Annotated in this window: 21 protein-coding genes; 19 read left to right on the forward strand and 2 right to left on the reverse strand. The window is 47.1% G+C overall.

What is annotated here, in order from left to right; genetic code table 11:
- Positions 1 to 29: 29 nt before the first annotated feature.
- Complete coding sequence (locus tag M3636_RS03365; RefSeq protein ID WP_128102717.1) at positions 30 to 1796, reverse strand: Rqc2 family fibronectin-binding protein; 1767 nt, start codon at positions 1794 to 1796, stop codon at positions 30 to 32.
- Between the two features lie 390 nt (positions 1797 to 2186).
- Between M3636_RS03365 and M3636_RS03370 the strand changes: the two genes are divergently transcribed.
- From M3636_RS03370 to spoVM, 19 genes are all read left to right on the forward strand, one after another.
- The gene (locus tag M3636_RS03370; RefSeq protein ID WP_145408448.1) at positions 2187 to 5003 is read left to right on the forward strand and encodes a calcium-translocating P-type ATPase, SERCA-type; all 2817 of its coding nucleotides are present in this window, start codon (positions 2187 to 2189) and stop codon (positions 5001 to 5003) included.
- Positions 5004 to 5209: 206 nt separating this feature from the next.
- The gene (gene dapF, locus M3636_RS03375) at positions 5210 to 6043 is read left to right on the forward strand and encodes a diaminopimelate epimerase (RefSeq protein ID WP_251381275.1); all 834 of its coding nucleotides are present in this window, start codon (positions 5210 to 5212) and stop codon (positions 6041 to 6043) included.
- A gap of 218 nt (positions 6044 to 6261) precedes the next feature.
- Positions 6262 to 8151, forward strand: coding sequence for a bifunctional homocysteine S-methyltransferase/methylenetetrahydrofolate reductase (locus tag M3636_RS03380; RefSeq protein WP_251381276.1), 1890 nt, complete (start codon positions 6262 to 6264; stop codon positions 8149 to 8151).
- 19 nt (positions 8152 to 8170) lie between these two features.
- Entirely contained in the window at positions 8171 to 9070 is a 900-nt protein-coding gene (locus M3636_RS03385) for a YicC/YloC family endoribonuclease (RefSeq protein WP_128102714.1), read from the forward strand.
- A 51-nt stretch (positions 9071 to 9121) separates the two neighbouring features.
- Positions 9122 to 9382: an extracellular matrix/biofilm regulator RemA gene (gene remA, locus M3636_RS03390; protein WP_006209218.1), complete on the forward strand. Its 261-nt coding sequence runs from the start codon at positions 9122 to 9124 to the stop codon at positions 9380 to 9382.
- 13 nt (positions 9383 to 9395) lie between these two features.
- A complete protein-coding gene (gmk, locus tag M3636_RS03395; protein WP_128102713.1) occupies positions 9396 to 9968 on the forward strand; it encodes a guanylate kinase in 573 nt (190 codons plus the stop codon).
- Positions 9969 to 10157: 189 nt separating this feature from the next.
- On the forward strand, positions 10158 to 10373 hold the full coding sequence (gene rpoZ, locus M3636_RS03400) for a DNA-directed RNA polymerase subunit omega (RefSeq protein WP_056696365.1): 216 nt from the start codon (positions 10158 to 10160) through the stop codon (positions 10371 to 10373).
- 351 nt (positions 10374 to 10724) lie between these two features.
- Positions 10725 to 12011 (forward strand): bifunctional phosphopantothenoylcysteine decarboxylase/phosphopantothenate--cysteine ligase CoaBC, encoded by a 1287-nt coding sequence (gene coaBC, locus M3636_RS03405; protein WP_251381277.1) that lies wholly within the window; start codon positions 10725 to 10727, stop codon positions 12009 to 12011.
- A gap of 1 nt (position 12012) precedes the next feature.
- A complete protein-coding gene (gene priA / locus M3636_RS03410; RefSeq protein ID WP_251381278.1) occupies positions 12013 to 14562 on the forward strand; it encodes a primosomal protein N' in 2550 nt (849 codons plus the stop codon).
- 108 nt (positions 14563 to 14670) lie between these two features.
- On the forward strand, positions 14671 to 15159 hold the full coding sequence (gene def, locus M3636_RS03415) for a peptide deformylase (RefSeq protein ID WP_056696370.1): 489 nt from the start codon (positions 14671 to 14673) through the stop codon (positions 15157 to 15159).
- A 6-nt stretch (positions 15160 to 15165) separates the two neighbouring features.
- A complete protein-coding gene (gene fmt / locus M3636_RS03420) occupies positions 15166 to 16125 on the forward strand; it encodes a methionyl-tRNA formyltransferase (RefSeq protein WP_251381279.1) in 960 nt (319 codons plus the stop codon).
- A complete protein-coding gene (gene rsmB, locus M3636_RS03425) occupies positions 16122 to 17648 on the forward strand; it encodes a 16S rRNA (cytosine(967)-C(5))-methyltransferase RsmB (protein WP_251381280.1) in 1527 nt (508 codons plus the stop codon). The genes fmt and rsmB overlap by 4 nt, the downstream gene beginning before the upstream one ends.
- 308 nt (positions 17649 to 17956) lie before the next feature.
- A complete protein-coding gene (rlmN, locus tag M3636_RS03430) occupies positions 17957 to 18997 on the forward strand; it encodes a dual-specificity RNA methyltransferase RlmN (RefSeq protein ID WP_056696377.1) in 1041 nt (346 codons plus the stop codon).
- Between the two features lie 7 nt (positions 18998 to 19004).
- Entirely contained in the window at positions 19005 to 19781 is a 777-nt protein-coding gene (locus M3636_RS03435; protein ID WP_145408440.1) for a Stp1/IreP family PP2C-type Ser/Thr phosphatase, read from the forward strand.
- The gene (gene pknB / locus M3636_RS03440; protein ID WP_251381281.1) at positions 19778 to 21994 is read left to right on the forward strand and encodes a Stk1 family PASTA domain-containing Ser/Thr kinase; all 2217 of its coding nucleotides are present in this window, start codon (positions 19778 to 19780) and stop codon (positions 21992 to 21994) included. The genes M3636_RS03435 and pknB overlap by 4 nt, the downstream gene beginning before the upstream one ends.
- Positions 21995 to 22108: 114 nt before the next feature.
- Positions 22109 to 23026, forward strand: a complete 918-nt coding sequence (gene rsgA / locus M3636_RS03445) for a ribosome small subunit-dependent GTPase A (RefSeq protein WP_251381282.1) — start codon at positions 22109 to 22111, stop codon at positions 23024 to 23026.
- A gap of 1 nt (position 23027) precedes the next feature.
- A complete protein-coding gene (gene rpe / locus M3636_RS03450) occupies positions 23028 to 23687 on the forward strand; it encodes a ribulose-phosphate 3-epimerase (RefSeq protein ID WP_145408438.1) in 660 nt (219 codons plus the stop codon).
- Between the two features lie 2 nt (positions 23688 to 23689).
- A complete protein-coding gene (locus tag M3636_RS03455; protein WP_056696385.1) occupies positions 23690 to 23941 on the forward strand; it encodes a hypothetical protein in 252 nt (83 codons plus the stop codon).
- Between the two features lie 165 nt (positions 23942 to 24106).
- Positions 24107 to 24187, forward strand: a complete 81-nt coding sequence (gene spoVM / locus M3636_RS03460) for a stage V sporulation protein SpoVM (RefSeq protein WP_019424875.1) — start codon at positions 24107 to 24109, stop codon at positions 24185 to 24187.
- A 192-nt stretch (positions 24188 to 24379) separates the two neighbouring features.
- On the opposite strand, the gene rpmB is transcribed toward spoVM, so the two are convergent.
- Positions 24380 to 24568, reverse strand: coding sequence for a 50S ribosomal protein L28 (gene rpmB / locus M3636_RS03465; protein WP_024631107.1), 189 nt, complete (start codon positions 24566 to 24568; stop codon positions 24380 to 24382).
- Positions 24569 to 25200: the final 632 nt, after the last annotated feature.

Below are 25200 nucleotides of genomic sequence, written 5' to 3' on the forward strand. Positions count from 1 at the left end.
ATTTACACATTTATCGGATGAGAAATGATCTATCCATTTTTGATGGTGGAAGGCAGACTCTTGATCAGTTCCTCATTGGGTGTAACAAACAAGGTTTTCTGATGATCATAGATGACAAAACCAGGCTTGGCACCGCTCGGTTTACGAACATGGCGGATAAATGTGTAATCCACAGGTACGCTGCTAGACTCTTTGGCTTGGCTGAAATAGGCTGCAAGCTGCGCGGCTTCTTCCAATGTAGCTTCGCCAAAGTCTGTGCTGCGGATGACAACATGTGAACCCGGGATGTCTTTTGTATGCAGCCACGTATCATTAGCGGATGCAAGACGATTCGTCACATATTCATTCTGCAAATTGTTCTTACCTACAAGAATATCAATCCCCTCTGAGGAGGTGAACTGATGTACAGTAGGTCGATCATTTTTCTTTTTCTTTTTGCCCTTTTTGTTACGGTCACGAAGGTATCCCTGTTGCACAAGCTCATCTCGAATTTCTTCAATGTCATTCATGGATGCGATGGATAGCTGCTGCAGCAGGTTATCGAGATAAGCGATCTCGTCCTTCGTTTTTCCAAGCTGATCATGAATGACAGCTAGACTGTTCTTATACTTGTTATAGCGCTTGAAGTAACGTTGTGCGTTATCAGATGGTGTAAGTAACGGATCAAGCTGGATCGTAATGGTCGCTTGATCCTCATCATAGAAATTCACAAGCTGAGCCGTTTTGTCGCCTTTGTTAACCTGATGCAGAGAGGCAAATAGAAGCTCCCCCCACAGTCTGAATTTGTCGGCATCATCCGCTTCTAGCAAATCCTTATTCAGGTTGTCCAACTTTTTGATATTTTTGCTTCGTTCGTTTTGCAGGAAGCGGAGCAGGTCACTCACTCTTTGCTTCACGGTATCCCGTTCAGCTTTATCTCCGTAGTAATCTTCCATACATTTGCTAATCGTATCGTACGTTTTCTCTCCATCCTGGATGCTCTGAAGCTGGATGGCAGAGAAGATCATTTTGCCCTTGGCGTTCATGCCGGTGACAGGGGTATAGACATTGTCCTTAACGAGTCCCATCACGGATTCAAAAGCAATCCATAGCGCTTCCGCCTCGATACGGCTCTCACCCTCGGTTGAACTTGGCATTTCGCTGTCAGCAGCAACTGCCCGAGCAGTAATCTCACCTGCAATTAGTGGGCTAAGACCACTAAACGCATTTACGAGCCAGCGTGAAGCATCCTCTTCGGCGGCGGTGTAGCTGTTCTGGAATTCCGTTGTGCTGATTTCAAGCGGATTACTCTTATGTTGTTCTGGCGGTGCAGTATACGAGAAACCAGGCATGACCACCCGGTAACTGCTGATGGACGGAGTGACATGATGAATACCGTCTAGAATAGTTTCGGTAATGGGATCAAGCAAGATGATATTACTGTGCCGTCCCATAAGTTCAATGATGATGCGTTTAACTGAAACATCTCCCAATTCGTCGCGCTGCCGCACATCGATGTGGATGATACGCTCCATGCCGATCTGACGAATGTTCTCTATGATTGCCCCTTCACAATGCTTACGAAGCAACATGCAGAACATCGGTGCTTCCGTAGGATTCAGAAACGTCTTTTCCGTATAATGCACGCGGGGATATGTTGGGCTTGCCGATACAAGCAGTTTGCTGTTTCCGCGCTGAGCACGCAGGGTGAGCACAACATCATGACCATTAGGCTGGTGGATCTTACTAATACGTCCGCCGATACAACCTTGCAGTTCATGAACAATGGCTCGGGTTACAATGCCGTCGAGTGCCATTTATTCCACTTCCTCTCTATTGAGCGTCTGGCTTCATGCCAGATGCTACATCTATAAGTGCGGGTTCAAAAAGACCAAATTTTGAACAACCTTTTTAACTGAAACGAGCAACCGGGCTATGTATACAAAAGATAGGGCGGTTGTAGTTTTTCTGTTACTTACCTATGGAACGCTTAACTTGGTTGCGTATATAACCACAGACTTTTATTTTAGCCTATTATGCCCCTTAGGGAAAGGATTCACCTTCCGTGTGCTAATCAAGGTCCTGTCCGAATACATATAGATTAGGTAGTTTGTCCGGCATAGTGTACAGCCTGTCGACCAGCGCGCCGGTGAAGCATGTGAGCAAGTTTTGCAGATGAAATACAGACTGGGAGGGAACCTTGAAGCATGGAACATACCAAGTGGCATCAGCTAAGTGATGAAGAGCTGCGTAATACTCTTGGCGTTAGCCCGCAGGAGGGATTAACGGACGAAGCTGTAACTGAGAAGAGGAAAGTTGCCGGTTCAAACGAACTGAGCGAAGGAAAACGCATATCTCCAATCACATTATTGCTGAATCAGTTTAAGGATTTTATGGTGCTGGTGTTGATGGGAGCAACGCTGGTATCCGGACTACTGGGAGAGTATCTGGACGCGGTAACGATTGTGGCCATTATTGTGCTAAACGCTATTTTGGGATTTGTACAGGAATTTCGCGCGGAGCGATCTCTACGTGCTCTGAAGCAATTATCAGCTCCTGCCGCGAAAGTACTTCGATCAGGACAAGAGATTCAGGTTGCGGCTAAACTGCTTGTGCCTGGTGATATTGTGCTTGTTGAAAGTGGGGATCGTATTCCTGCCGATGTGCGCTGGTTGGAAACGAACAGTCTGGATGTGGAAGAATCCGCTCTGACAGGTGAATCCGTACCTGTAAGCAAGCATTGTATGCCTATTGCCGCTGATGATGTGCCGCTCGGAGATCAGAAGAACATCGGATTCATGGGAACGATGGTTACACGCGGAACAGCACGAGGGGTTGTTATTCGTACGGGTATGGATACCGAGATGGGCAAAATTGCTGATCTGATCCAGAATACCGATGAACAGGAAACACCACTACAACACAGGCTTGAACAGTTGGGAAAAATACTAATTTTCGTCGCACTTGGGCTCACCGTCATGGTTGTCGTTGCAGGTATTCTTCATGGGCAACCGGCTGTAGGTATGTTTCTCGCTGGCGTCAGCCTTGCGGTTGCCGCAATTCCAGAAGGATTACCCGCGATTGTTACCATTGCTCTGGCGTTAGGTGTGCAGCGTATGATCAAGCGAAAAGCCATCGTTCGCAAATTGCCCTCTGTTGAAACGTTAGGCTGTGCATCAGTCATATGTTCAGATAAGACAGGTACGCTCACCCAAAACAAAATGACGGTGACAGATGTCTGGTTAGAGGGTCGCGGGATTAAGGTGACCGGGGATGGATATTCTCCAGAAGGACAGATGCTTGAGAATGGGCGTCCTGTTGATCTGAAGAGTGACCAGACGTTGCGACGCCTGTTGCAGATTAGCGCTCTCTGTAATAACGCAAGTATTGTTGAGAATAGAGGAGACGAGCTTCGCAATAAGAAAAAAGGCAAAGAAACGAAGAAAGATACCGTCACTGACCAAAGTGTAGTCTGGGAACTGAAAGGTGACCCAACAGAGGGCGCACTAGTTACACTGGCTTCTAAAATGGGACTAACACCTAACGGGCTCAAAGAATTATACGCACGTCAGCAAGAGTTTCCTTTCGATTCTGATCGGAAGCGTATGTCAGTTCTTGTTCATCATCAGGGCGGACGAATGATCTACACCAAGGGTGCGCCTGATGTCCTAATTGGACAATGTAATTACATCCTCTGGGAGGGCAAAGTAGTGCCCTTCACAGGAACCTTACGGCAGAAGGTCATGGCTGCGAACGAAAATATGGCTGCTTCCGCACTTCGAGTGCTTGGCATGGCTTATCGTGAAGTACGACCAGAAGAAAGGGTCGAAGATGAGAACGCTGCGGAGAGCCAGCTTGTATTCGTAGGGTTAGCAGGCATGATTGATCCACCGCGCCGTGAAGTGAGGGATGCTATTGCCACCTGCCGCAGAGCGGGCATACGAACGGTGATGATCACGGGGGATCATGGTACAACCGCTGAAGCAATCGCACAACAACTCGGCATTCTTCCGCGAGGAGGAAAGTCATTAAGTGGTCTTCAGCTGGCGGGCATGACGGATGACGAACTGGACAAACACGTTGAGGGCATTTATGTCTTCTCCAGAGTATCTCCTGAGCATAAATTACGCATCGTCAAATCACTACAAAGGAGAGGACATGTCGTTGCGATGACAGGGGATGGCGTTAATGACGCTCCAGCGATCAAAGCGGCAGATATCGGTATCGCGATGGGTATTACCGGCACCGATGTAACCAAAGAAGCTTCTGCCCTGATATTGAGTGACGATAACTTCTCAACCATTGTAGCTGCTATTGAAGAGGGGCGTAACATCTATGAGAACATTCGTAAATTTATTCGTTACTTGCTTGCCTCCAATGTGGGTGAGATATTGACCATGTTCTTCGCCATGATGATGGGGCTACCTTTACCGCTTGTACCCATTCAGATTTTATGGGTCAATCTTGTGACGGATGGTCTGCCAGCTATGGCACTGGGTGTGGATCAGCCAGAAAAGGATCTCATGGAGCACAAGCCACGTGGTGCGAAGGAAAATATTTTTGCCCGTAGATTGGGCTGGAAAATTATAAGTCGTGGTGTCCTGATCGGTTTATGTACTCTTGGAGCCTTCTGGCTCACATTACAAGCTGCTCCGGATCATCCGGGTCAACTGATTAAGGCACAGTCTGTTGCCTTTGCGACGTTGGTTCTGGCTCAACTGATCCATGTCTTTGACTGCCGAAGCTCACGTTCCATTTTTCATCGGAATCCGCTCCAAAACAAATATTTGGTTCTTGCCGTCATTTCATCTGTCGTGCTGATGCTTGTTGTGATGTACGTAGAGCCGTTGCAACCGATCTTCAAAACGGTACCACTTGGCTTGCGTGAATGGGCGATCTGTATCGTTGCTGCTGGAATTCCTACGTTCCTTATGGGAGCAGGCAGCGTGTGGGGAGGCCGTCGCAACCGTCGCCGTATTGGACCTGGTGGCTTCGTTCCGAAAAGTACAAAGTTTTCTGCATAAAATCAATACCTTTTACTTCCCAATTTCGTTATGCTATCCTCAAAATGCGTCGAAGCGAACGGCTTCGCCATTTTGCAGGATAGCTTTTTTTTGGAAGCGGAGCTTCATCTCTTCTTCCAGTCATGAGAGCCTGACTTTTCAAAAAACATAACTTGAAATGAATAAACGCTTTGGCAGCAGACTGCCAAAAGGAGTGGGAAGATCATATGGAATTTACAAAAATGCACGGACTAGGCAACGACTTTATCGTTGTATTTGGAGAAGAGAAGCTTCCCGCAGATGCGCCAGAATTGGCTGTGAAATGGTGTAACCGATTCTTCGGAATTGGTGCGGATGGGCTCGTCTATATACTGCCTTCCGAGAAAGCAGATTTTCAGATGCGCATCATGAATTCAGACGGTTCCGAAGCGGAGCAATGTGGTAATGCCATTCGATGTGTTGCAAAATATGTGTATGATCACGGTCATGTATCCGGAGAGAATATTACAATTGAAACGATTGGTGCTGGCGTACAGCCGGTTAATCTTAACATTCGTGATGGTAAGGTAGAGACGGTTCGTGTGGATATGGGTGAGCCGATTCTGGACGGGCTTAAAGTTCCAACGACCGTGGATGCAAACCCTGTGGTTAATCATTCCATTGAAGCGAATGGTCAACAATTCAAGTTTACCGCCGTATCCATGGGGAACCCACACGCTGTTATTTATGTAGAAGATGCTGTGAATTTTGATCTCTCGACATGGGGACCTCTACTGGAGGTACATCCGATGTTCCCCAAAAAAATTAATGTGGAATTCGCAACTGTGCGTGACCGCGGTTATGTGGATATGCGTGTGTGGGAACGTGGAGCAGGTCCAACGCTGGCCTGTGGAACAGGAGCCTGTGCAACACTCGTATCGTCTGTTCTGAACGGACACACCGACCGTACAGCTGTCGTTAGCCTCAAAGGTGGAGATTTGCACATTGAGTGGAATGAAACAGACAACCACGTTTATATGACGGGGCCTGCAGAAGTTGTTTTCAAAGGGATCACCTCGTAAAACGGAGATTTAAGTCAAGAGAGGCCTGTGAGCCTCTCTTTTTTAATTGCAGAAGTCGAATTTGGGTATATATGTTCAGCCATACATTACATGAGAACATGCAGGACAGAACATATATCATCATGATTCGGGAAAAAACCTGTGTTTTCCTTCGTTTTTTAGCGTTTTTTGTGTTACATTAGTATGAAATTGATCACAGCCAGGCGGGAGGAAATGGGATGAAGGCGGATTTACGGAGCGTAATGCAGGAGCGGGTTCTCGTGGGAGACGGGGCGATGGGAACATTCCTTTATCAAATGGGATTCCCGGTAGGCATTTCATATGAAGAGTTGAATTTAATTTCACCTGAAGTGGTGGCTGATGTACATCGTCGTTATCGAGATGCAGGTACAGAAGTATTTGAGACGAACACATACTCTGCCAATTATGATAAGTTGTCCAAGTTTGGCCTGGAATCTAAGGTTGAGAGTGTGAACCGGGCTGGTGTACGCATCGCCAAGGAAGTGGCAGGTAGCCAAGGTTATGTACTTGGTGCTGTAGGTTCAATTCGCGGGGGGAAACGCACGAATGTATCTACAAGTGAGCTGAAACGCTTTTACGAGCAACAGATTTTTGCACTTCTTGACGAAGGGGTAGACGGTATTCTACTTGAAACCTTCTATGACATTGAGGAGATGGACATCGCCCTTCTACAGACTCGCAAGCTGAGTGACCTACCCGTGATTGGACAATTTGCTGTTGAGCATGTTGGTCATACACTGGATGGATATACGATGCCTGAGGCGTTCCGGATTATGCGTGAACAAGGTGCCGATGTGATTGGCTTCAACTGTCGAACAGGTCCTAACGGTATCATGCGTGCGATGGAAACGGTATCTGGGCAGATCGGTATTCCAATGTCCGTCTATCCTAATGCAGGAGCAGCAGATTACGTAGATGGTGAATTCCGTTATGGTGCAACTCCAGAGTACTTCGGTCAGACAGCAGTGCAGTTTGCCGATCTGGGTGCTCGAATTATCGGTGGTTGCTGCGGAACAACGCCGGATCATATCGCTGCTATGGCTGGAGCCTTGGCCGACTATCAAGCTGCTCCAATTGTCCAGCCTGACCTAACGGATTCCAAACCACGTATTGTTCTACATGAAAATGTAGATGAACGTGCAGGTCGTGGTGGACAACCAACAATTGTAGATCTGGTGAAGGAACGCCATACGGTTATCGTTGAACTTGACCCACCACGTGATCTGGATATCGCCAAATTCATGAAAGGTGCCGAGATACTCAAAGCAGCAGGAGCTGACGCACTAACACTCGCTGACAACTCGCTTGCAGTTACCCGGATGAGTAATATGGCTCTGGGACATCTCGTTCAAGATCGCACGGGATTGCGTCCGCTTGTGCATATTGCATGCCGGGATCGTAATCTGATCGGTACGCAATCCCACATGATGGGCTTTGATGCGCTGGGAATTAATCATGTGCTCGCAGTAACTGGAGATCCAGCCCGTTTCGGTGACCTCCCGGGTTCAAGCTCGGTATATGATCTAACCTCCTTCGAAATTATTCGGATGATCAAGCAACTGAACGATGGTGTAGCCTTCTCAGGTAAACCACTTAAGCAAAAAGCCGGATTCGTTATTGGAGCTGCATTCAATCCGAACGTGAAGCATCTGGACAAAGCCATCCAACGTTTGGAGAAAAAGATCGCCTCCGGCGCCGATTACATCATGACCCAGCCGATTTACGATCCACAATTAATTGTGGCAATGCATGAAGCGACCAAACATCTGGAAATCCCTATTTTCGTTGGTGTAATGCCGCTCGCAAGTGGACGAAATGCGGAATATCTCCATAATGAGGTGCCGGGAATTCAGCTGTCCGATGAGGTTCGGTCACGCATGGCTGGTCTGGAAGGCGAAGAAGGCCGCGCGATGGGCGTGAAAATCGCCAAGGAACTATTAGATGTAGCCACCACGTATTTTAAAGGCATCTATCTGATGACGCCATTTATGTTCTACAACATGACGGCGGAACTTACACAATATGTGTGGGAGAAGTCAGAGCACCAATGTCCTACTTGTTTCAACCCTAATAATCAATTACAATAGTGTAACGGATGTGATGCCGATGTCATTCAGTATGACCGGATACGGTCAATCCGCCTTTCATTTTGGAGGCTATAAGGTACAGTTGGAAGTCAAATCGGTCAATCATCGTTATTGTGAAGTGATGATGCGTCTACCGAAAGAGTGGACATGTTATGAAGACGGATTGAGGAAAATGGTACAGAGCCGCTTGAAGCGCGGGCGGATTGATGTTTATGTAATGAAAGAAAAAGATGAAGACCAGGCTCTGCCTGCCGTGCTCAATGAGCAGGCGGTTAGAGCCTATCTGCAGGCTGCAGAGCAGCTGGAGACCCGGTATGGGATGCAGGGCAAGCCGACCATTATGGACATACTTTCGTTGCCAGATGTCATGGTTCATTCAGAAGGGGTTAATCTCCTGACGGAAGAGCAGAAGGACGAATGGGAACGTGTTCTGCAGGAGGGGCTTGAAGAAGCTCTGTCCGGTCTGGAACAGATGCGCGCTCGCGAGGGTCTTCATCTGGCTAGTGACCTGGAACGACGGATCAGTCGACTGGAGTCACTGCATACCGAGATGCTTACTCTTGCACCTACTGTGGTAAGTGATTACCGCAACAAGCTAAGACAAAGGCTTACGGAAATGCAGGAGGAAGGCTCTTTCCCTTTTGATGAGCATAAATTGGGTATGGAAATTGCTGTGTTTGCCGATCGTTCTAACATAGAAGAAGAGCTTACGCGTTTACTCAGTCACTTCGGACAGAGCAGGGAACTGCTGAAGAGTGAGGAACCTGTGGGACGCAAGCTGGACTTTCTAATTCAAGAGATGAATCGTGAAGTTAACACGATTGGATCAAAAGCCAACCATTTGGCTCTAGTGAACCGTGTTGTCGAGATGAAGGCGGAACTGGAGAAGATTCGCGAGCAAGCAGCGAATATCGAATGAACGGTCATATTTCGGCAGAAGAGTCGCATGTATAGGGGGAAGAACCTGATTATGGCAATCAAACTCATTAACATTGGATTCGGTAACATCGTATCGGCCAACCGGATTATATCCATCGTAAGTCCGGAATCGGCGCCGATCAAGAGAATTATACAAGAGGCAAGAGACCGTCATATGCTAATTGATGCAACGTATGGAAGACGTACTCGTGCCGTAATTATTACGGATAGTGATCATGTCATTCTGTCTGCAGTACAGCCAGAAACGGTTGCCCATCGTCTTTCTTCGAAAGATGATGATAACGACGAATAAAATGGAGTGTAATATGTCTAAGGGATTACTGATAGTGTTGTCCGGCCCATCAGGGGTCGGGAAGGGTACAGTATGCAGCGCATTGCGCAAACGGGTGCCGAATTTGACTTATTCTGTATCGGCAACAACCCGCCAGCCTCGTCTGGGTGAAGAGCATGGAGTCAACTACTTCTTCCATTCGCATGATGAGTTTCTGAGTATGATTGCCGAAGATCAACTGCTGGAACATGCAGAGTATGTTGGCAACTATTATGGAACTCCGCGTGATTTTGTGGAGAAAACGATTAACGAAGGCCGGGATATCATTCTTGAGATTGAAGTCCAAGGTGCACTAAAAGTGAAAGAAAAGTTCCCGGAAGGGATCTTTGTGTTTCTACTCCCTCCATCTTTGGACGAGCTTAAAGATCGTATTCAAGGCCGTGGTACGGAAAGTCAGGCAACAATTGATCACCGGATGTCCGTTGCTGTGGATGAGATCAGCTTGTTGGAGCAGTATGATTACGCAGTTGTTAATGATGAAATTGATATGGCGTGTAAACGAATAGAAAGCATCATTATCGCCGAACATTGTAAGATCAATAAATAATCTCTTTTACCGCAGCAGCATGCGATATTCCACACGACTAAAGTCATAGGATATATATAGAAGAACGTGTTGGTGTGGATGACGCATACAGACTGGACTGTGTAGGTGTGTTCAGATAGGAACAACCTCATGAAGTTCGGTCTGGCGGTGAAAGGTGATTATACTAATGTAAAGAGGTGTTTTGTAACTATGCTGTATCCTTCTATTGATGAAATGATGAACAAAGTCGACAGCAAGTATTCTCTTGTTGTTGCTGCTTCTCGCCGGGCTAGACAACTTCGCGAAGGCGAAAAATCCGATCTGAGAAATGCAAAATCTAATAAGCAGGTTGGCGTTGCGCTTGAAGAGATTTATGGTGACTTGCTCGTTGTCATCAAAGGACAGGACGAAGAAGAGGAAGAGTAAGCCGTTAGCGGCTGCTCTTCAACTGCATACGGCGTAAGCCGGATTTATTTGACAACCGCGAGGTTGTTATTTTTTTCTCTATTTGGATTCTTTTCATAACGAACCAAAGGTACGTGTTCAAAAAGGTCGGTTTTCAGTACCGAGAAGATGGGATGAAGGTAGAAATGGAGTAGCGGAGCGTAGGCAAACCTACGTGAGCAACGGACATTTCGGCTGAATCCCATCTTCGACGCTGAGATGCCTTCAGGCATCCTTCGTAATCAAAAGCGGACTTTTTGAACAACCTCTAAAGGGATTACGAGATAGATTCCTATTCAGCGTTTAAATGTCGCATAGACTGGGGGAAATAACATGTTGAACGGCAAAAAGATCGTGCTTGGAGTTACAGGAGGAATCGCAGCTTACAAAGCAGCAACGCTATGCAGTAGACTTGTGCAAAGAGGGGCGGATGTCCATGTCATCATGACGGAGTCTGCCAAACAGTTTATTACGGAGTTAACGCTGCAAACGTTGACGCGTAATGTTGTTTATAGCGATACGTTTGATGAGCGTGAACCATCGGTTGTTTCACATATCCATTTAGCTGATCTGGCAGATCTCGTATTGGTGGCTCCAGCTACCGCCAATGTGATTGCGAAGATGGCACATGGTATGGCGGATGATATGTTATCAACCACGCTCCTAGCTACAACTGCTCCAGTAATGATTGCACCAGCTATGAATGTTCATATGTATGACCACCCGGCTGTGCAACATAACATGAATTTACTAGTCCAGCGTGGAACGTTAATGATTGAGCCGAGCGAAGGGCAATTAGCGTGTGGTTATGTAGGCAAAGGAAGGCTGGAGGAACCAGATACAATCGTTGATGTGGTTGAACAATTTTTTGCTAACAAAGCGAGTGGTAACAATGCTGGACAGGTCTCCTACGTTTCGGCACCAGCAACTAAGCAAACGACGACACAAACTACTATAGAACCACAGCAATTAACAGGAAAAAAAGTGGTTGTCACAGCGGGAGGAACCATTGAACGTATTGACCCTGTTCGCTACATTACGAATGACTCTTCAGGCAAGATGGGCTTTGCGATTGCGGCAGTTGCGCAGGAGCTTGGAGCTGAAGTCACGCTAATCATGGGCAATACACAGGTTAGCCCGCCTGCGAATGTGCAGGTGATACAGGTACAGTCTGCTGATGAAATGTATGCTGCTGTCCTACGACAATGGGATGACGCCGATATTGTAGTTAAGGCAGCGGCTGTGGCTGATTATCGTCCAAAGGAAGTTTATAAGGAAAAGATGAAGAAAACAGGTGATACATTATCGCTTGAACTTATTAAAAATATAGATATTCTCGAAACATTAGGGAAGCAGAAGACCCATCAATTTTTGATCGGTTTTGCAGCAGAGACGAATGATATTGAACGGTATGCACGAGAAAAACTGGAACGGAAAAACTGTGATCTGATCGTAGCCAATGATGTCACCCGTGCAGGTGTAGGATTTGGAACAGACACCAATGCGGTGAATATTTATGACCGTGAGGGTTTGGTAGAAGAGCTTCAGGTGGTGGCCAAGGAAGACGTGGCACGCCAGTTGCTTTCAATTGCGGCGGAGCGCATTGCCGGGGGGAATTAATATGGAAATCGCCAAGGTGATTGTCGATGTTCCTGTGAAGGAAACCGACCGACCTTTTGATTATCTTGTGCCAGAATCAATGCGTGAATGGATCGAAATTGGCAGTCGGGTTGGGGTACCTTTTGGACATCGAACGGTGCAAGGATTCGTCGTTGATCTTGTACCTCGCACCGGAAATGAGACATTCAAGCTTAAGCCCGTTCAGGAGCTGCTGGATCTTGTTCCGCCCTTATCCAAAGATCTGGTGGAACTCGCGGACTGGATGAGTGAGCGTTATGCGAGCAATCGCATTTTATCATTACAGGTGATGGTACCGACAGCTTTAAAAGGGAAGGCAGAGCGTTACATCTCCATTGGAGATGGACTGGATACTACGTCGGCGAGTTCGTCGCCGAATGAAGAGGTTCTTTTTGTATGGGGAGAAGAATCGACCACAGAAAAGGTACAGCAGGACATCATTCGGTTCGTACAGAGTCGTGGACAAGTCCCGCTTCAACAGCTTAGTCGAAAGTACCCAAATCATGCGTCCTTGATCAAAAAACTGCTCCTGGGTGGCGTGTTGCTGGAAAGCCAGGCCATCAAGGACAAAATGGGCAAAAAAACGATGAAATCGGTGGATCTTGCGGTTGATGCGATGGCAGCACAAGAAGCGCTTGATGCATTCCCGGCGAAGGCTCAGCGTCAGAAGGAAGTATTGTCCTTTTTGCTCCAGATGAAAGAACTGTTACCTATGCCCATGAAAGAATTGTTGTCAACACTTCAGGTGTCTGCGGCCACTGTCAAAGGACTGGAAGAGAAGGGATTACTCGTAACAGAGGACGTTGAAGTCTTTCGTGATCCATATCAGGGCAGAAAGTTTCGGGCGACCGAACCGCTCTCGCTCACGCCAGAACAGCAACATGTGTATGATAGCATCAATGGTAGATTAATGGAGAGACGCCACGGCGTCTTTTTGCTTCATGGTGTTACGGGAAGTGGCAAAACGGAAGTCTATCTGCAAACGATACAGCAGTGCATTGATCAGGATCGGCAGGCCATCGTGCTTGTACCTGAAATTGCCTTGACTCCTCAGATGGTTGAGCGTTTCAAAGGGCGCTTTGGTAACCAAGTTGCGGTCATGCACAGTCGTCTGTCGGGTGGGGAACGTTACGATGAGTGGCGTAAAATTAGAGAGGGTCAGGTCAAGGTGGCGATTGGTGCCCGATCTGCGGTGTTCGCACCGTTCAGTCGCCTTGGATTGATTATTATGGACGAGGAGCATGAGACCTCCTACAAACAAGAGGAAACGCCCAAATATCATGCCCGTGATGTTGCGGTGAAAAGAGCTCAGCAGCACCAGGCCGTTGTGGTTCTAGGTTCTGCTACGCCCTCGCTGGAAAGTTATTATGCTGCTCGTTCTCAAAGTAATGATGAATTCGCACCTCTCCTGCTGGAGATGCCAACGCGGGCGCTTGGTAATAACTTGCCTGACGTACGCATTGTTGATATGCGTGAGGAACTCAAGGATGGCAATCGTTCGATGTTCAGCCGTGCACTGCACAAAGGTATAGAGGAACGCTTGGAACGTGGAGAACAAACCGTTTTACTTCTAAACCGCCGTGGATACTCTACTTTTGTGATGTGCCGAAGCTGTGGATATGTAGCCGGTTGCCCGGAGTGCGATATTTCCCTGACGTATCACCAACGCTCCAATAATCTTCGTTGTCACTATTGTGGTTATGCGGAAGCGGCTCCAGAAGTGTGTCCGGATTGTGGTAGTGAGCACATTCGATATTTCGGAACAGGAACCCAACGTGTAGAGGAAGAGCTCGCGAAGTTATTCCCTGGTATTCGCGTCATTCGGATGGATGTGGATACAACAACGGAGAAGGGTTCACACGAGAAGCTGCTGAAACAGTTTCGGGAGAAAAAGGCAGATGTCCTGCTGGGTACACAGATGGTCGCTAAAGGGCTCGACTTCCCAGATGTGACGCTGGTAGGGGTCATTACAGCAGATTCGGCATTGAATTTGCCTGATTTCCGAGCTGCGGAAAAAACATTCCAACTGCTAACGCAAGTTGCCGGCAGGGCAGGACGACATCAGCTTCCAGGTGAAGTTTTTGTGCAATCTTATACGCCGGAGCATTACTCAATCGGTCATGCTAGCCAGCACGATTATATATCGTTTGTTCGTGAAGAATTGCTACATCGACGTAATCTTCAATATCCGCCGTATTGTCGGCTTATTCTGGTTACTTTTTCACATGAGCAGCTACCTGTACTTATTCGACTAGCCGAAAACTATACTCGAATGTTAAAAGAACGCGCAAACGCAGCAGGCTGGTTAGGGAGTCTAGATCGGTTTAGCAACGAAGCCTTTGACGTACTCGGACCTGTAGCCTCCCCGATTCCGCGGATCAAGAATAGATACAGATTCCAATGTATGATAAAATGGCGTGGGGATGTAGACGCAATTGGGCTCGCTCTAGCGACAGCTCGGCGTATGGACGATGATGTGCAAGCGCAGAAGTTGCTAATTAGTCTTGATGTAGACCCGCAAATGTTAATGTAAACAGGCGGTATAAACATAGAATAGTAAAAACATGCATCATGGCTGGATGTTTGACTACATAGCCTGATGTCTTGAAATTATGATGAGGATTAGGAAGGTGCTTACAACATGTCGATTCGCATTATCGTGAAAGAACCGGATGAAGTGCTACACAAAAGAGCTAAGGAAGTAACGAAGGTAACACCGAATGTACAAAAGCTGCTGGATGATATGGCAGATACGATGTACGACGCTGAGGGTGTAGGGCTTGCGGCGCCACAAGTAGGTATTCTGAAACGTTTGATTGTCATTGATGCTGGAGATGAGCAGGGGTTGATCAAAATGATTAATCCTGAAATTATCTCAAGTGAAGGTGAGCAGTTTGGACCAGAAGGTTGCCTGAGTATTCCTGGAATTAATGGGGATGTGCGTCGCTTTGAGACGGTGACCGTTAAAGGACTGGATCGTGAAGGTAATGAACTGATTATTACGGGCAGCGGCTTGTTGTCCCGCGCATTCCAACATGAAATTGATCATTTGGATGGAGTGCTCTTTACTGATATTGCCGAGAAAGTGTACGAAATTTCTGCAGATCAGACAGGACCTCGACGTAATTAAGGAGTGATGGATTTGAATATTGTTTTTATGGGAACTCCAGATTTTGCTGTTCCTTCTCTAGATATGCTGATTGCGGAAGGGTACAACGTGGTCGGTGTCGTAACACAGCCGGATAAACCACAAGGCCGCAAAAAAGTACTTACACCAACACCTGTGAAAGCTGCAGCCGAGCGTCATGGCCTGCCTGTATTTCAACCGGTTAAACTTCGTGATCCAGAAGCAGTGGCTCGGCTTGCAGAGTGGAAGCCTGATCTCATTGTTACCGCAGCATTTGGGCAGATTCTGCCCAAAGCCGTGTTGGACATGCCTGTTCGCGGTTGTGTGAACGTACATGGATCACTTTTGCCTAAATATCGCGGAGGTGCTCCGATTCAACGCTCCATCATCAATGGGGAATCGGTTACTGGAGTAACGCTCATGTATATGGCAGAAGGACTGGACACCGGAGACATGATCTCACGCGTGGAGGTGCCGATTACGGATGAAGATACATCAGGCTCGATGTTTATCAAGCTAAGTGACGCAGGATCCAAACTGCTGCAGGAAGAAATGCCTAGATTAATTGCAGGGGAAACAACGGCTGTCCCTCAGGATGATGCCGAAGCTTCGTATGCCCGCAATCTGACTCGTGAAGATGAAAAACTAGACTGGAATCGCTCCTCACGAGAGCTGTTTAATCAGATCCGTGGTCTGGTGCCGTTCTCTGGAGCATTCACCATGTGGGATGATCAAGTCTTCAAAGTCTGGGCAGCGACGAATCCGAATCATCCAGATGCGCGGGGAACTGCTCAAACGGGTCAGACTGAACCAGGAACTGTTCTGCAACTGGGTGCTAATGGTATCGAGGTGTCAACAGGCAGCGGTTCACTCTGGTTAACCGAAGTTCAGCCAGCAGGTAAAAAAGTGATGAAAGCTGCAGACTTTGGTCGTGGTGGTACCTTGAAACCAGGCACGGTGCTACGATGAACGGAAATACATCAGGTCGTGCCTCAGGTCAGGGGAAACAAACGCAAAATTCAACGAATCATATCCACTCTAAGAAAAGCCAAAACAGCGGTAAACCTGCGCATACTCAAAATAGAAGTGCTGCTAGGCCTGCTTCACGAGGGACTGAACGTTCGTCTGCTCCCAAAACATCTGCCCGTAACGTTGCCGTAAAGGTACTTAGTGCAGTTGAACAAGACGGCGCATACAGCAATTTAGAGTTGAATCGCCGATTAAAAGAGGCAGATCTAAGCCCAGCAGACGTAGGTCTGGCGACCGAATTAGTCTATGGAACAATCGCAAGGCGGAACACACTGGATTATTATTTGGAACGTTACGTAGCCAAAGGTGTGTCTAAGTTACAGCCGTGGGTAAGAAGCTTGTTACGGATTAGTGTGTATCAGATGTTATATCTGGATCGAATTCCTGAGCATGCAGTTGTCAGTGAAGCGGTGAATCTGGCGAAAAAGCTGGGTCACCAAGGTATATCTGGTATGGTGAATGGCGTTTTGCGGAATATGATTCGTAATCGTGATGAGCTTCGAATACCGGAACATCTACCTGCTGCTGAGCGGATTACGCTGGAGCACTCACATCCGCTCTGGATGGTAGAGCGCTGGATCGCTCAATATGGCGAAGAGACAGCAGAGGCCATCTGCCGTGCCAATAATGAACCTCCTGCTGTCAGTGTTCGTGTGAATACAACGATGACAACGCGAGAGAAACTGATGCGTGAGATGGAGAACACAGGAGCTAACGTAGAGCCTTCCCGATTAAGTCCTGATGGTATTCTGGTGCTTAGCGGAGGCAATATGGCTCTTACATCCTGGTATCGGGATGGTCTGTTATCTGTGCAGGATGAGAGTTCCATGCTGGTGGCTGAAGCGGTCGCACCCGAAGAAGGACAAACCGTACTCGATTGCTGTGCGGCTCCTGGTGGCAAGACAGCCCATATGGCTGAGAAAATGCAGGATCGTGGACGAATTATAGCGAATGATCTGCATGCGCATAAACGTCAATTGATTATGGATCAGGCGGATCGTCTGGGATTGGGCTGTATTGATGCCGTTACCGGTGATGCACTTGATCTGAATGAACGCTATGCTGAAGCTTCATTTGATCGGATTTTGCTGGATGCGCCATGCTCGGGTCTTGGTGTTATCCGTCGTAAGCCAGATGTCAAATGGACCAAGTCTCCTGAAGATATCGAAGATATTTCCGGCCTACAGCGTGAGTTGCTGGATCGTGTAGCTCCACTTTTGAAGCCAGGAGGGGTGCTGGTATACAGCACATGTACGATTGAACCAGCGGAGAATGAAATGATGGTGTCTGATTTCTTGCAACGTCACCCAGAATTCGAAGCAGCTGATTCGACATGGTCTGATACGTCATTGGCTGAATGGAAATCCGTAAATGGAGGTGTGCAGATTTTGCCGCAATATGCACACAGCGACGGTTTTTACATTGCCCGTTTAATTCGTACAGCGAATGGATCAATTGTATAGCGCTTGAGCAAGAGCCGCCGAGGGAAACTTCGGCGGATTTCTTTGTGAGAAGCATGTCTTTTTTATGGGGTGATAATGAAAATATGATCACTCCAAAATCGCATGATTCAGCGGTAGAAGTGGATAATTTTCGTGATAGACGAACGATGTAAGGGTGCGAGGGACGCATAGAGGTGTTATAATGCATGAAGTGTGTGCTTCGAGGGTATACATGGATGTAAAGTGGTCTTTATGATAGAATAGGACGAATGGAACGATAAGAAGGAAGTCTAACGACAAGAAAAGAAGGAATAGGTGTTGAAAACAAAATGAAACCTTTTATATATGATTATTCCCTAGAAGAGCTGCAGCAGTGGGCTGTTAATAACGGGGAGCCTGCGTTTCGTGGGGGTCAGATTTTTGACTGGATCTACGTGAAACGTGTGAATGATTTCAATGAAATGAGTAACTTACCGAAGGCACTACGTGAAAAATTGACAGAACAATTCGAATTTGTAACGCTCACAGAAATTACGAAATTTGAATCCAAGGATGGAACGGTTAAGTTCCTGTTTGGTCTGCATGATGATCATGCCATTGAGACAGTTATTATGAAGCACAACTATGGAAACAGCATCTGTGTAACGACACAGGTCGGTTGCCGAATTGGTTGTACCTTCTGTGCATCTACTCTGGGTGGTCTCAAACGTAACCTTACGGCTGGAGAGATTACTGCTCAAGTGGTACAGGCACAGAAAATCTTGGATGAACGTGGCGAGCGTGTCAGCAGCATTGTTATTATGGGTTCAGGTGAACCATTTGAAAACTATGAAGCTACGATGACCTTCCTGCGCACAATGATTCATGAAAAAGGATTGAATATCGGTCAACGTCACATTACCGTATCTACGAGCGGAATCGTACCGAACATCTACAAGTTTGCGGATGAAGATACACAGATCAACCTGGCGATCTCCATTCACGCACCGAATGATGCGCTTCGTTCCAAATTGATGCCGGTCAACCGTCGTTTCCCGTTTGAAGACGTAATGGAATCCTTGCGTTATTATCTGGCCAAAACAGGTCGTAGAATCACGTTTGAGTACGCCCTGATTGGCGGAGTTAATGATCAGCCTGAACATGCTGCTGAACTAGCGGGTGTGCTCAAGAACATGCTGTGTCATGTTAACTTGATTCCGGTCAACCACGTACCTGAGCGCAAATACGTAAGAACATCACGAAGCGATATATTTAACTTCCAGAGAATCCTCTCGGAGCAAGGCGTCAATGTAACGATTCGTCGTGAACAGGGACATGATATTGCTGCCGCTTGCGGTCAGCTTCGTGCCAAGCATATGGAGTTGAGGTGAGAACGTTTTGATCAAAACAGTTCAGGTGAGCCATATCGGACGTGTACGTTCGGTTAATGAAGATTCAGCTTGGATTCGCAATTTGGAAACAGGTTATATCTTAGGGATTGTTGCCGATGGCATGGGCGGACATCTTGCGGGAGATACCGCAAGTCGTCTTGCGGTGGAGACACTCGTGAGCGATCTGGGGACATTAGAACCGGGGTTGTCGCATGCCTCTTTGTCTGCTGCTCTCAGCGACGCGATTCTGCATGCCAATGAGGTTATATTCCGTACAGCATCTGCAGATGAAAAGTACCATAATATGGGGACGACAGTTGTTGCCGCCTTATTAAATGATGCTGAGGGTGTTATCGGTCATATCGGTGATAGCCGCGCTTACAAAATTGCCAACAAATCATTGACCCAGTTGACAGAAGATCACACGCTTGTCAATGACCTGTTGAAGAACGGGATCATTAAGAAGGAAGACGCTACGCACCATCCACGTCGTAACGTACTGACTCGTGCACTTGGCACAGATGCTGAGGTAAAGGTAGATTTAGATCCTGTTAAGCTGGAAGAGGGCGAAGTCCTGTTGTTATGCAGTGATGGGTTAAGCAACCTGGTCAGCAATGAGCAGCTCATTCAAGTTGCTGGCAATCTGGATCTTCCTCTGGAGGAACGAGCGGATCGTCTACTTCAGCTTGCACTGCTTGCTGGTGGAGATGATAACATCACGGTTGCGTTGTTCGAGATTCAAGAGGATAATTCCGTAGTTGCTGAAACGGGGTGCGAGTCATGATTGGGCACCAGTTAGGCGGACGCTATGAAGTGATTGAGCGTGTCGGTGGTGGCGGCATGGCGCTTGTATATAAAGCACAGGATCTTCTGCTGAATCGAAATGTCGCGATCAAAGTGTTGAGACAGCAATTCGTCCATGACGAAGAGTTTATTCGACGTTTCCGTAGAGAAGCACAGTCTGCTGCATCATTGTCTCACCCTAACGTAGTGAGTATCTATGATGTAGGGCAAGAAGATGATGTGCATTACATTGTTATGGAATACGTCGAAGGCAAAAACCTGAATGAAATTATAAAGGAAAGGGCGCCTCTGCAAGTCGATGAAGCAGTTCGTATTGCTTCCCAGATTGCAGATGCCCTGGATCATGCACATCATAATCAAATTATTCATCGGGATATTAAACCGCATAACATATTGATTGGACGTAATGGGCGTGTGAAGGTGACGGATTTCGGAATTGCTCGTGCCGTAACCTCAACGACAATTACCCAGACGGGTTCTGTAATCGGTTCTGTTCATTATTTCTCGCCTGAGCATGCCAAAGGCATCGTAACAGGTGAAAAATCGGACTTATATTCTCTTGGTATCGTACTCTATCAAATGCTGACTGGGCAGCTTCCGTTTTTGGGAGAGAGTCCAATTAGCGTCGCGTTGAAGCATCTGCAGGAAGAATTCGATGAACCACGCAAATTCAATCCATTGATTCCGCAAAGTGTGGAAAATGTAATTCTGAAATCGATGCGTAAAAACCCGCACGAGCGGTATCAATCGGCAAAAGAAATGCAGACAGATCTGGAAACTTGTTTGATGCCAGAGCGTCGCAATGAAACGAAGATTGATTTTCCGGATGAGGATGATATTGATCAAACACGTGTCATGCCTGCAATCAAGCCTGAACCGCGTGGTGTAACTTCAACGGGTGCAGTTCCTGTTATGGAATCTGACGCTGAGGAAGGCAAAGAGAAGGGCAAAACAAAGAATTGGAAAAAGCCAACGCTGCTTATTTCGTTGACACTTCTAATTCTGATAGCTATGGTCGGCGTGGTGTGGTACGTCAAGGGTATGCTCGTTGTACCTGAAATAACGGTGCCTAGTGTCATTAACGAGACTGAAGAAAATGCCCGCAAGATCTTGGAAGATAGTGGCCTTGTCGTAAGTAATGAGGTCATTCGCGCCCATGAAGAAGGTTTCGATCCAGGCATTGTCTTTGACCAGAGTAGAAAAGAAGGCGATGTCGTCAAAGAGGGCTCTGAGATTCAGCTCAGTGTCAGCATGGAGAAAGAGCCAACCAAAATGATAGATGTCAAAGGCTCCTCCTATGATGCTGCTGTGAAGAGTCTGACCGCTTTAGGAATCAAGGAGGATCAGATCCAGCGTAAGGATGAACACTCCAATGAAGTCCAATCCGGAAACGTAATCTCCCAGACACCTGGAGTTAATGAAGATTTTGATCCGGAAGAGGTTCAAATTGTTTTAACCGTAAGTAAAGGCGCTGAAACGGTTAAAATGCCTGATCTCAAAAATCAAACCCGCAGTGAGGCGGAGCGGCTGCTCAAATCCGCTGGATTAACGCTGGCACAGGTTCAAGAGGAATCGAGTTATACCATTGACCGCGGTAAAGTAACGCAACAATGGCCTTACGAAGCGGGTGCAGAGGTTAATCCTGGTGACAATATTACCATTTACATTAGTACAGGATATCCACCAGAAGCGTTAGAGTACTCATTTAATATTAATGTCTCACCAAAAGAAGAGGGCAAAAACAGCAGTATTCGAATTACATTTGAAGATGCACGTGGCAAAAACCAAGAGTGGGGAACGCGTACCATCAACAAGTCCAATCAAGCGTTGACGATCCCACTGGTACTTGCACCAAATGAGAATGGCGCTGTGTCCGTCTATCGGGATGGGAAATTCCTTGATACGTACCTTGTTAGCTACATCGATGCCAAGAATGGAACCGTTACGGTGCCTTCCATTGAGCCTGAGGGGGGCGTGCAGCCACCACCGGATGAGCAACAGCCGGATCCAGGAAATGTGGAAGAGGATAATACAGAAACCAACCAGGAAGGTGAACCTGAGTCAACACCTGCGGATGGTGAAAGTGACAACGAAGAGGGAGATACCTCTGCGATGAATCCAGGAAATGGAAATGGCAATGGTAAGGCTAAGGGTAGAGCCAAGGAAGTTGTTAATGCATCAAGCCGTCCTTAAAGGACGGCTTATTGCTGACGTTTAGCCGAATTAAAGGTCTTAAAAGTTGACTGAAGATCGTATGTCTGGAATTTGTACAATCGTATTGCCAATTCAAAGGAGGGCGACGGAGCTATGCCTGAAGGTATTATCGTTAAAGCGCTAAGCGGTTACTACTATGTCATGCCACTGGAAGATAACGGGGTGCCTTCGGTTGAAGGCTCTGCCGTTCAATGTCGAGCTAGAGGCATTTTTAGAAAGCGAGGCACTTCACCGCTTGTGGGTGACCGTGTTAGCTACATGTTGACTGAGAATGGGGAAGGGACAGTAGATGAAATTAAACAGCGTGAGACGGAACTGATCCGTCCGCCTGTGGCTAATGTAAATCTCGCTGTTCTCCTGTTCTCCGTCAAGGAACCGGATATGAATCTGAATCTGCTGGACAAGTTCCTTGTTCATATTGAACAGGCAGGACTGGATGCGCTAATCGTGGTAACGAAGCAAGATCTAGCTGACCCCGGAGCAGATGATAAAGATACTGTTGCTGAAGTGAAGGCGCTCTACGAACAGATTGGTTACGAGGTCATCTCGACCAGTTCGCGAACCGGGGAAGGTAGTGAACTGCTGAAGGAACGTCTTGCAGGTCAGATTAGCGTATTTGCAGGTCAATCCGGGGTAGGGAAGTCTTCTATGCTGAATGCCTTGATGCCAGGTCTTACGCTGGAAACGAGTGAGATTAGCATTCGTCTAGGACGAGGCAGACATACCACTAGGCACGTGGAGTTGATTCCACTGGATAATGGCGGCTTTGTTGCTGATACGCCTGGATTCAGCCAGCTGGACTTTCTAGAGATTGGTGTAGAGGAGCTTTCCACCTGTTTCCGTGAATTTGCCCAGTATGCAGAGCAGTGCAAATTCCGAGGCTGTACACATACCCATGAACCATCATGCAAGGTACTTGAAGCTAAGGAAGAAGGACTAATCGCAGAAAGCCGGTACCGGCACTATGTGTTGTTTCTAACAGAAATGAAAGACAAGAAGCGGAGGTACTAACATGATTAAAATTGCCCCATCCATTTTATCTGCTGATTTTGCCCGTCTTGGTGCAGAGGTAGCGGAAGCTCAAACCGCAGGTGGAGACTGGATTCACGTTGATGTCATGGACGGTCACTTTGTCCCTAATATTACGCTAGGCCCTGCAATTGTAAAAGCCATTGCGCCTCATACAAGCTTGCCACTTGATGTGCATTTGATGATTGAGAACCCTGAGCGGTATATTGAGGAGTTTGCCAAAGCTGGCGCTGCGGTCATTACCGTTCATGCTGAAGCTTGTGTGCACCTGCACCGTGTTATTCATTTGATTAAAGAACAGGGTGTAAAAGCGGGCGTTGCTTTGAACCCGGGTACACCTGCTAGTGCGATTCAGGAAGTTCTTGATGATGTGGATCTGGTGCTTGTTATGACGGTTAACCCAGGGTTTGGTGGACAAGCCTTCATCTCAGGAACAATGAACAAAATCAAGCAGATTCGCAGTTGGCTGAATGAAAAAGGCCGTCATGACGTTCATATTGAGGTCGATGGCGGGATTGCTGCGGATACGGCTCCACTCGTGGTGGAAGCTGGCGCGGATGTACTCGTTGCAGGAAGTGCAGTATTTGGACGTGAAGATCGTGCAGCTGCAATTACTGAAATTCGCAACAGCTACGGGGGATAAACATGAATCTGAAGGAGACGCTGTGGACCATGGCTGCAAGTCTCGTTACAGGATTAGTACTTGCTTTATTTGCGGTAGTACAATCTCCTTTTAATGCATTCACCTCTCTACTAGGGGTTGGGATTGTCATTTTGTACTTCCGTAAATTTGACCGAACGAGACTTCGGGTTACATTTGTCATTTTTAGCATACTCTACTACTTAATGAGTGTATTCATGATCGCTGTCTATCAATTTGTTCCGACTCAGATGTAAATGCCGTGTTTCAGGCTCGTCATTATGGAATAGGGACAGGTAGTTCCGCATAAATATGGTTACATGAGCAGGTTTCTCATGTAGCCTTTTTTGTCGTGTTTGCGGTGGAGAAGGCATGGAGCATAGGATACGGCGGATGTATGAGCATGATGGGGAGGGTGAAGTATGAAATTTTACACGTTCAAACTGCCGAAGTTTTTGGGAGGGTTTGTGAAGGCGATTCTTAATACGTTTCAAAAGAACTGATCCATTACAATGCGAATACCGCCGCTTTGTTGGCTTCAGAGCGATCTGGAAAGTAGCTTTCGAAGCACGATGCGGCGGCCATTCACATGTCTATGGTGTTTAAGGTGGGGGCTTTCATGTTTAAATACCAAAAAAGCACCTGCAATAGACAAGGTGCTTTTTGCTTATCCGATTTATAGTAGCTTTGCGTGATTATACGCGAGTCACTTTACCGGCTTTCAGTGCACGGGTGCTTACGTATACACGTTTCGGTTTGCCGTTCACGAGAATGCGGACCTTCTGAACGTTTACGCCCCAAGAACGACGGTTACGGTTGTTAGCGTGGGATACGTGGTTACCGGTGCCCGGTTTCTTACCTGTCACATAACATTTGCGAGACATAGATTACACCTCCTATCCTAAAATAACCAGTGCCTTCGGAGAGACGAAAGTCATTCCACAAGGACTAAATTGTTCTACCTGACTAGAAAAAGTCAGTTTCCAGTAGCTAATGGGTTGTTCAAGCCAGCATCGCCGGATCATTTCCATTACTAAACCTGCCTAAAACAATACTTGAATATAATATCATATTGAAAAAAGCTTCGTCAACTGATCCAAAAACTTTATTTATTTCTCCTGTCTAATATAGTACAATGTTGAATAGTCCATAATACAGCGGTGAACAGGCTTTTGCCGCGGGGAAGCCGGAGAAAAGACCGGCCTTAAAGGTCGGGGGTCTGCTTTTTGGCAACGCTGCGCGCTGCGGCATTCCATCATTGGCACCAGTCTCCATGCGGCATTCATGCCGGCTCTCGATACCGGTGCATATCCGTATGCCCCGAACTTGGGGCTGTAATTGGTTGCAGGATATCGGTGGTCAGGCCGCCCAGACCGTTAAACCCGGCTGACATGTTGTATTATATGCCTATGCCGGACAAGGTATGGACGAAGAATAACGCGATAGCGTTAACGCATGAACAGACCAGATAACATCTTGGTGCAAGATGTTCGTGTATCAAGCTAGGAAGGGGAAT

Origin of the sequence: Paenibacillus sp. MER 99-2, assembly GCF_023714095.1 — a bacterium.
Lineage (GTDB): Bacteria > Bacillota > Bacilli > Paenibacillales > Paenibacillaceae > Paenibacillus.

Bases quoted from the DNA above. Each gene is read 5' to 3' on its own strand.
- M3636_RS03455 (WP_056696385.1), top strand. From the start codon at position 23,690: ATGAATCTGAAGGAGACGCTGTGGACCATGGCTGCAAGTCTCGTTACA.
- M3636_RS03365 (WP_128102717.1), bottom strand. From the start codon at position 1,796: ATGGCACTCGACGGCATTGTAACCCGAGCCATTGTTCATGAACTGCAA.
- rpoZ (WP_056696365.1), top strand. From the start codon at position 10,158: ATGCTGTATCCTTCTATTGATGAAATGATGAACAAAGTCGACAGCAAG.
- fmt (WP_251381279.1), top strand. From the start codon at position 15,166: ATGGATTTGAATATTGTTTTTATGGGAACTCCAGATTTTGCTGTTCCT.
- rlmN (WP_056696377.1), top strand. From the start codon at position 17,957: ATGAAACCTTTTATATATGATTATTCCCTAGAAGAGCTGCAGCAGTGG.
- coaBC (WP_251381277.1), top strand. From the start codon at position 10,725: ATGTTGAACGGCAAAAAGATCGTGCTTGGAGTTACAGGAGGAATCGCA.
- M3636_RS03380 (WP_251381276.1), top strand. From the start codon at position 6,262: ATGAAGGCGGATTTACGGAGCGTAATGCAGGAGCGGGTTCTCGTGGGA.
- def (WP_056696370.1), top strand. From the start codon at position 14,671: ATGTCGATTCGCATTATCGTGAAAGAACCGGATGAAGTGCTACACAAA.
- rsgA (WP_251381282.1), top strand. From the start codon at position 22,109: ATGCCTGAAGGTATTATCGTTAAAGCGCTAAGCGGTTACTACTATGTC.
- rpe (WP_145408438.1), top strand. From the start codon at position 23,028: ATGATTAAAATTGCCCCATCCATTTTATCTGCTGATTTTGCCCGTCTT.
- priA (WP_251381278.1), top strand. From the start codon at position 12,013: ATGGAAATCGCCAAGGTGATTGTCGATGTTCCTGTGAAGGAAACCGAC.
- gmk (WP_128102713.1), top strand. From the start codon at position 9,396: ATGTCTAAGGGATTACTGATAGTGTTGTCCGGCCCATCAGGGGTCGGG.
- pknB (WP_251381281.1), top strand. From the start codon at position 19,778: ATGATTGGGCACCAGTTAGGCGGACGCTATGAAGTGATTGAGCGTGTC.
- dapF (WP_251381275.1), top strand. From the start codon at position 5,210: ATGGAATTTACAAAAATGCACGGACTAGGCAACGACTTTATCGTTGTA.
- rpmB (WP_024631107.1), bottom strand. From the start codon at position 24,568: ATGTCTCGCAAATGTTATGTGACAGGTAAGAAACCGGGCACCGGTAAC.
- M3636_RS03370 (WP_145408448.1), top strand. From the start codon at position 2,187: ATGGAACATACCAAGTGGCATCAGCTAAGTGATGAAGAGCTGCGTAAT.
- spoVM (WP_019424875.1), top strand. From the start codon at position 24,107: ATGAAATTTTACACGTTCAAACTGCCGAAGTTTTTGGGAGGGTTTGTG.
- rsmB (WP_251381280.1), top strand. From the start codon at position 16,122: ATGAACGGAAATACATCAGGTCGTGCCTCAGGTCAGGGGAAACAAACG.
- remA (WP_006209218.1), top strand. From the start codon at position 9,122: ATGGCAATCAAACTCATTAACATTGGATTCGGTAACATCGTATCGGCC.
- M3636_RS03385 (WP_128102714.1), top strand. From the start codon at position 8,171: ATGTCATTCAGTATGACCGGATACGGTCAATCCGCCTTTCATTTTGGA.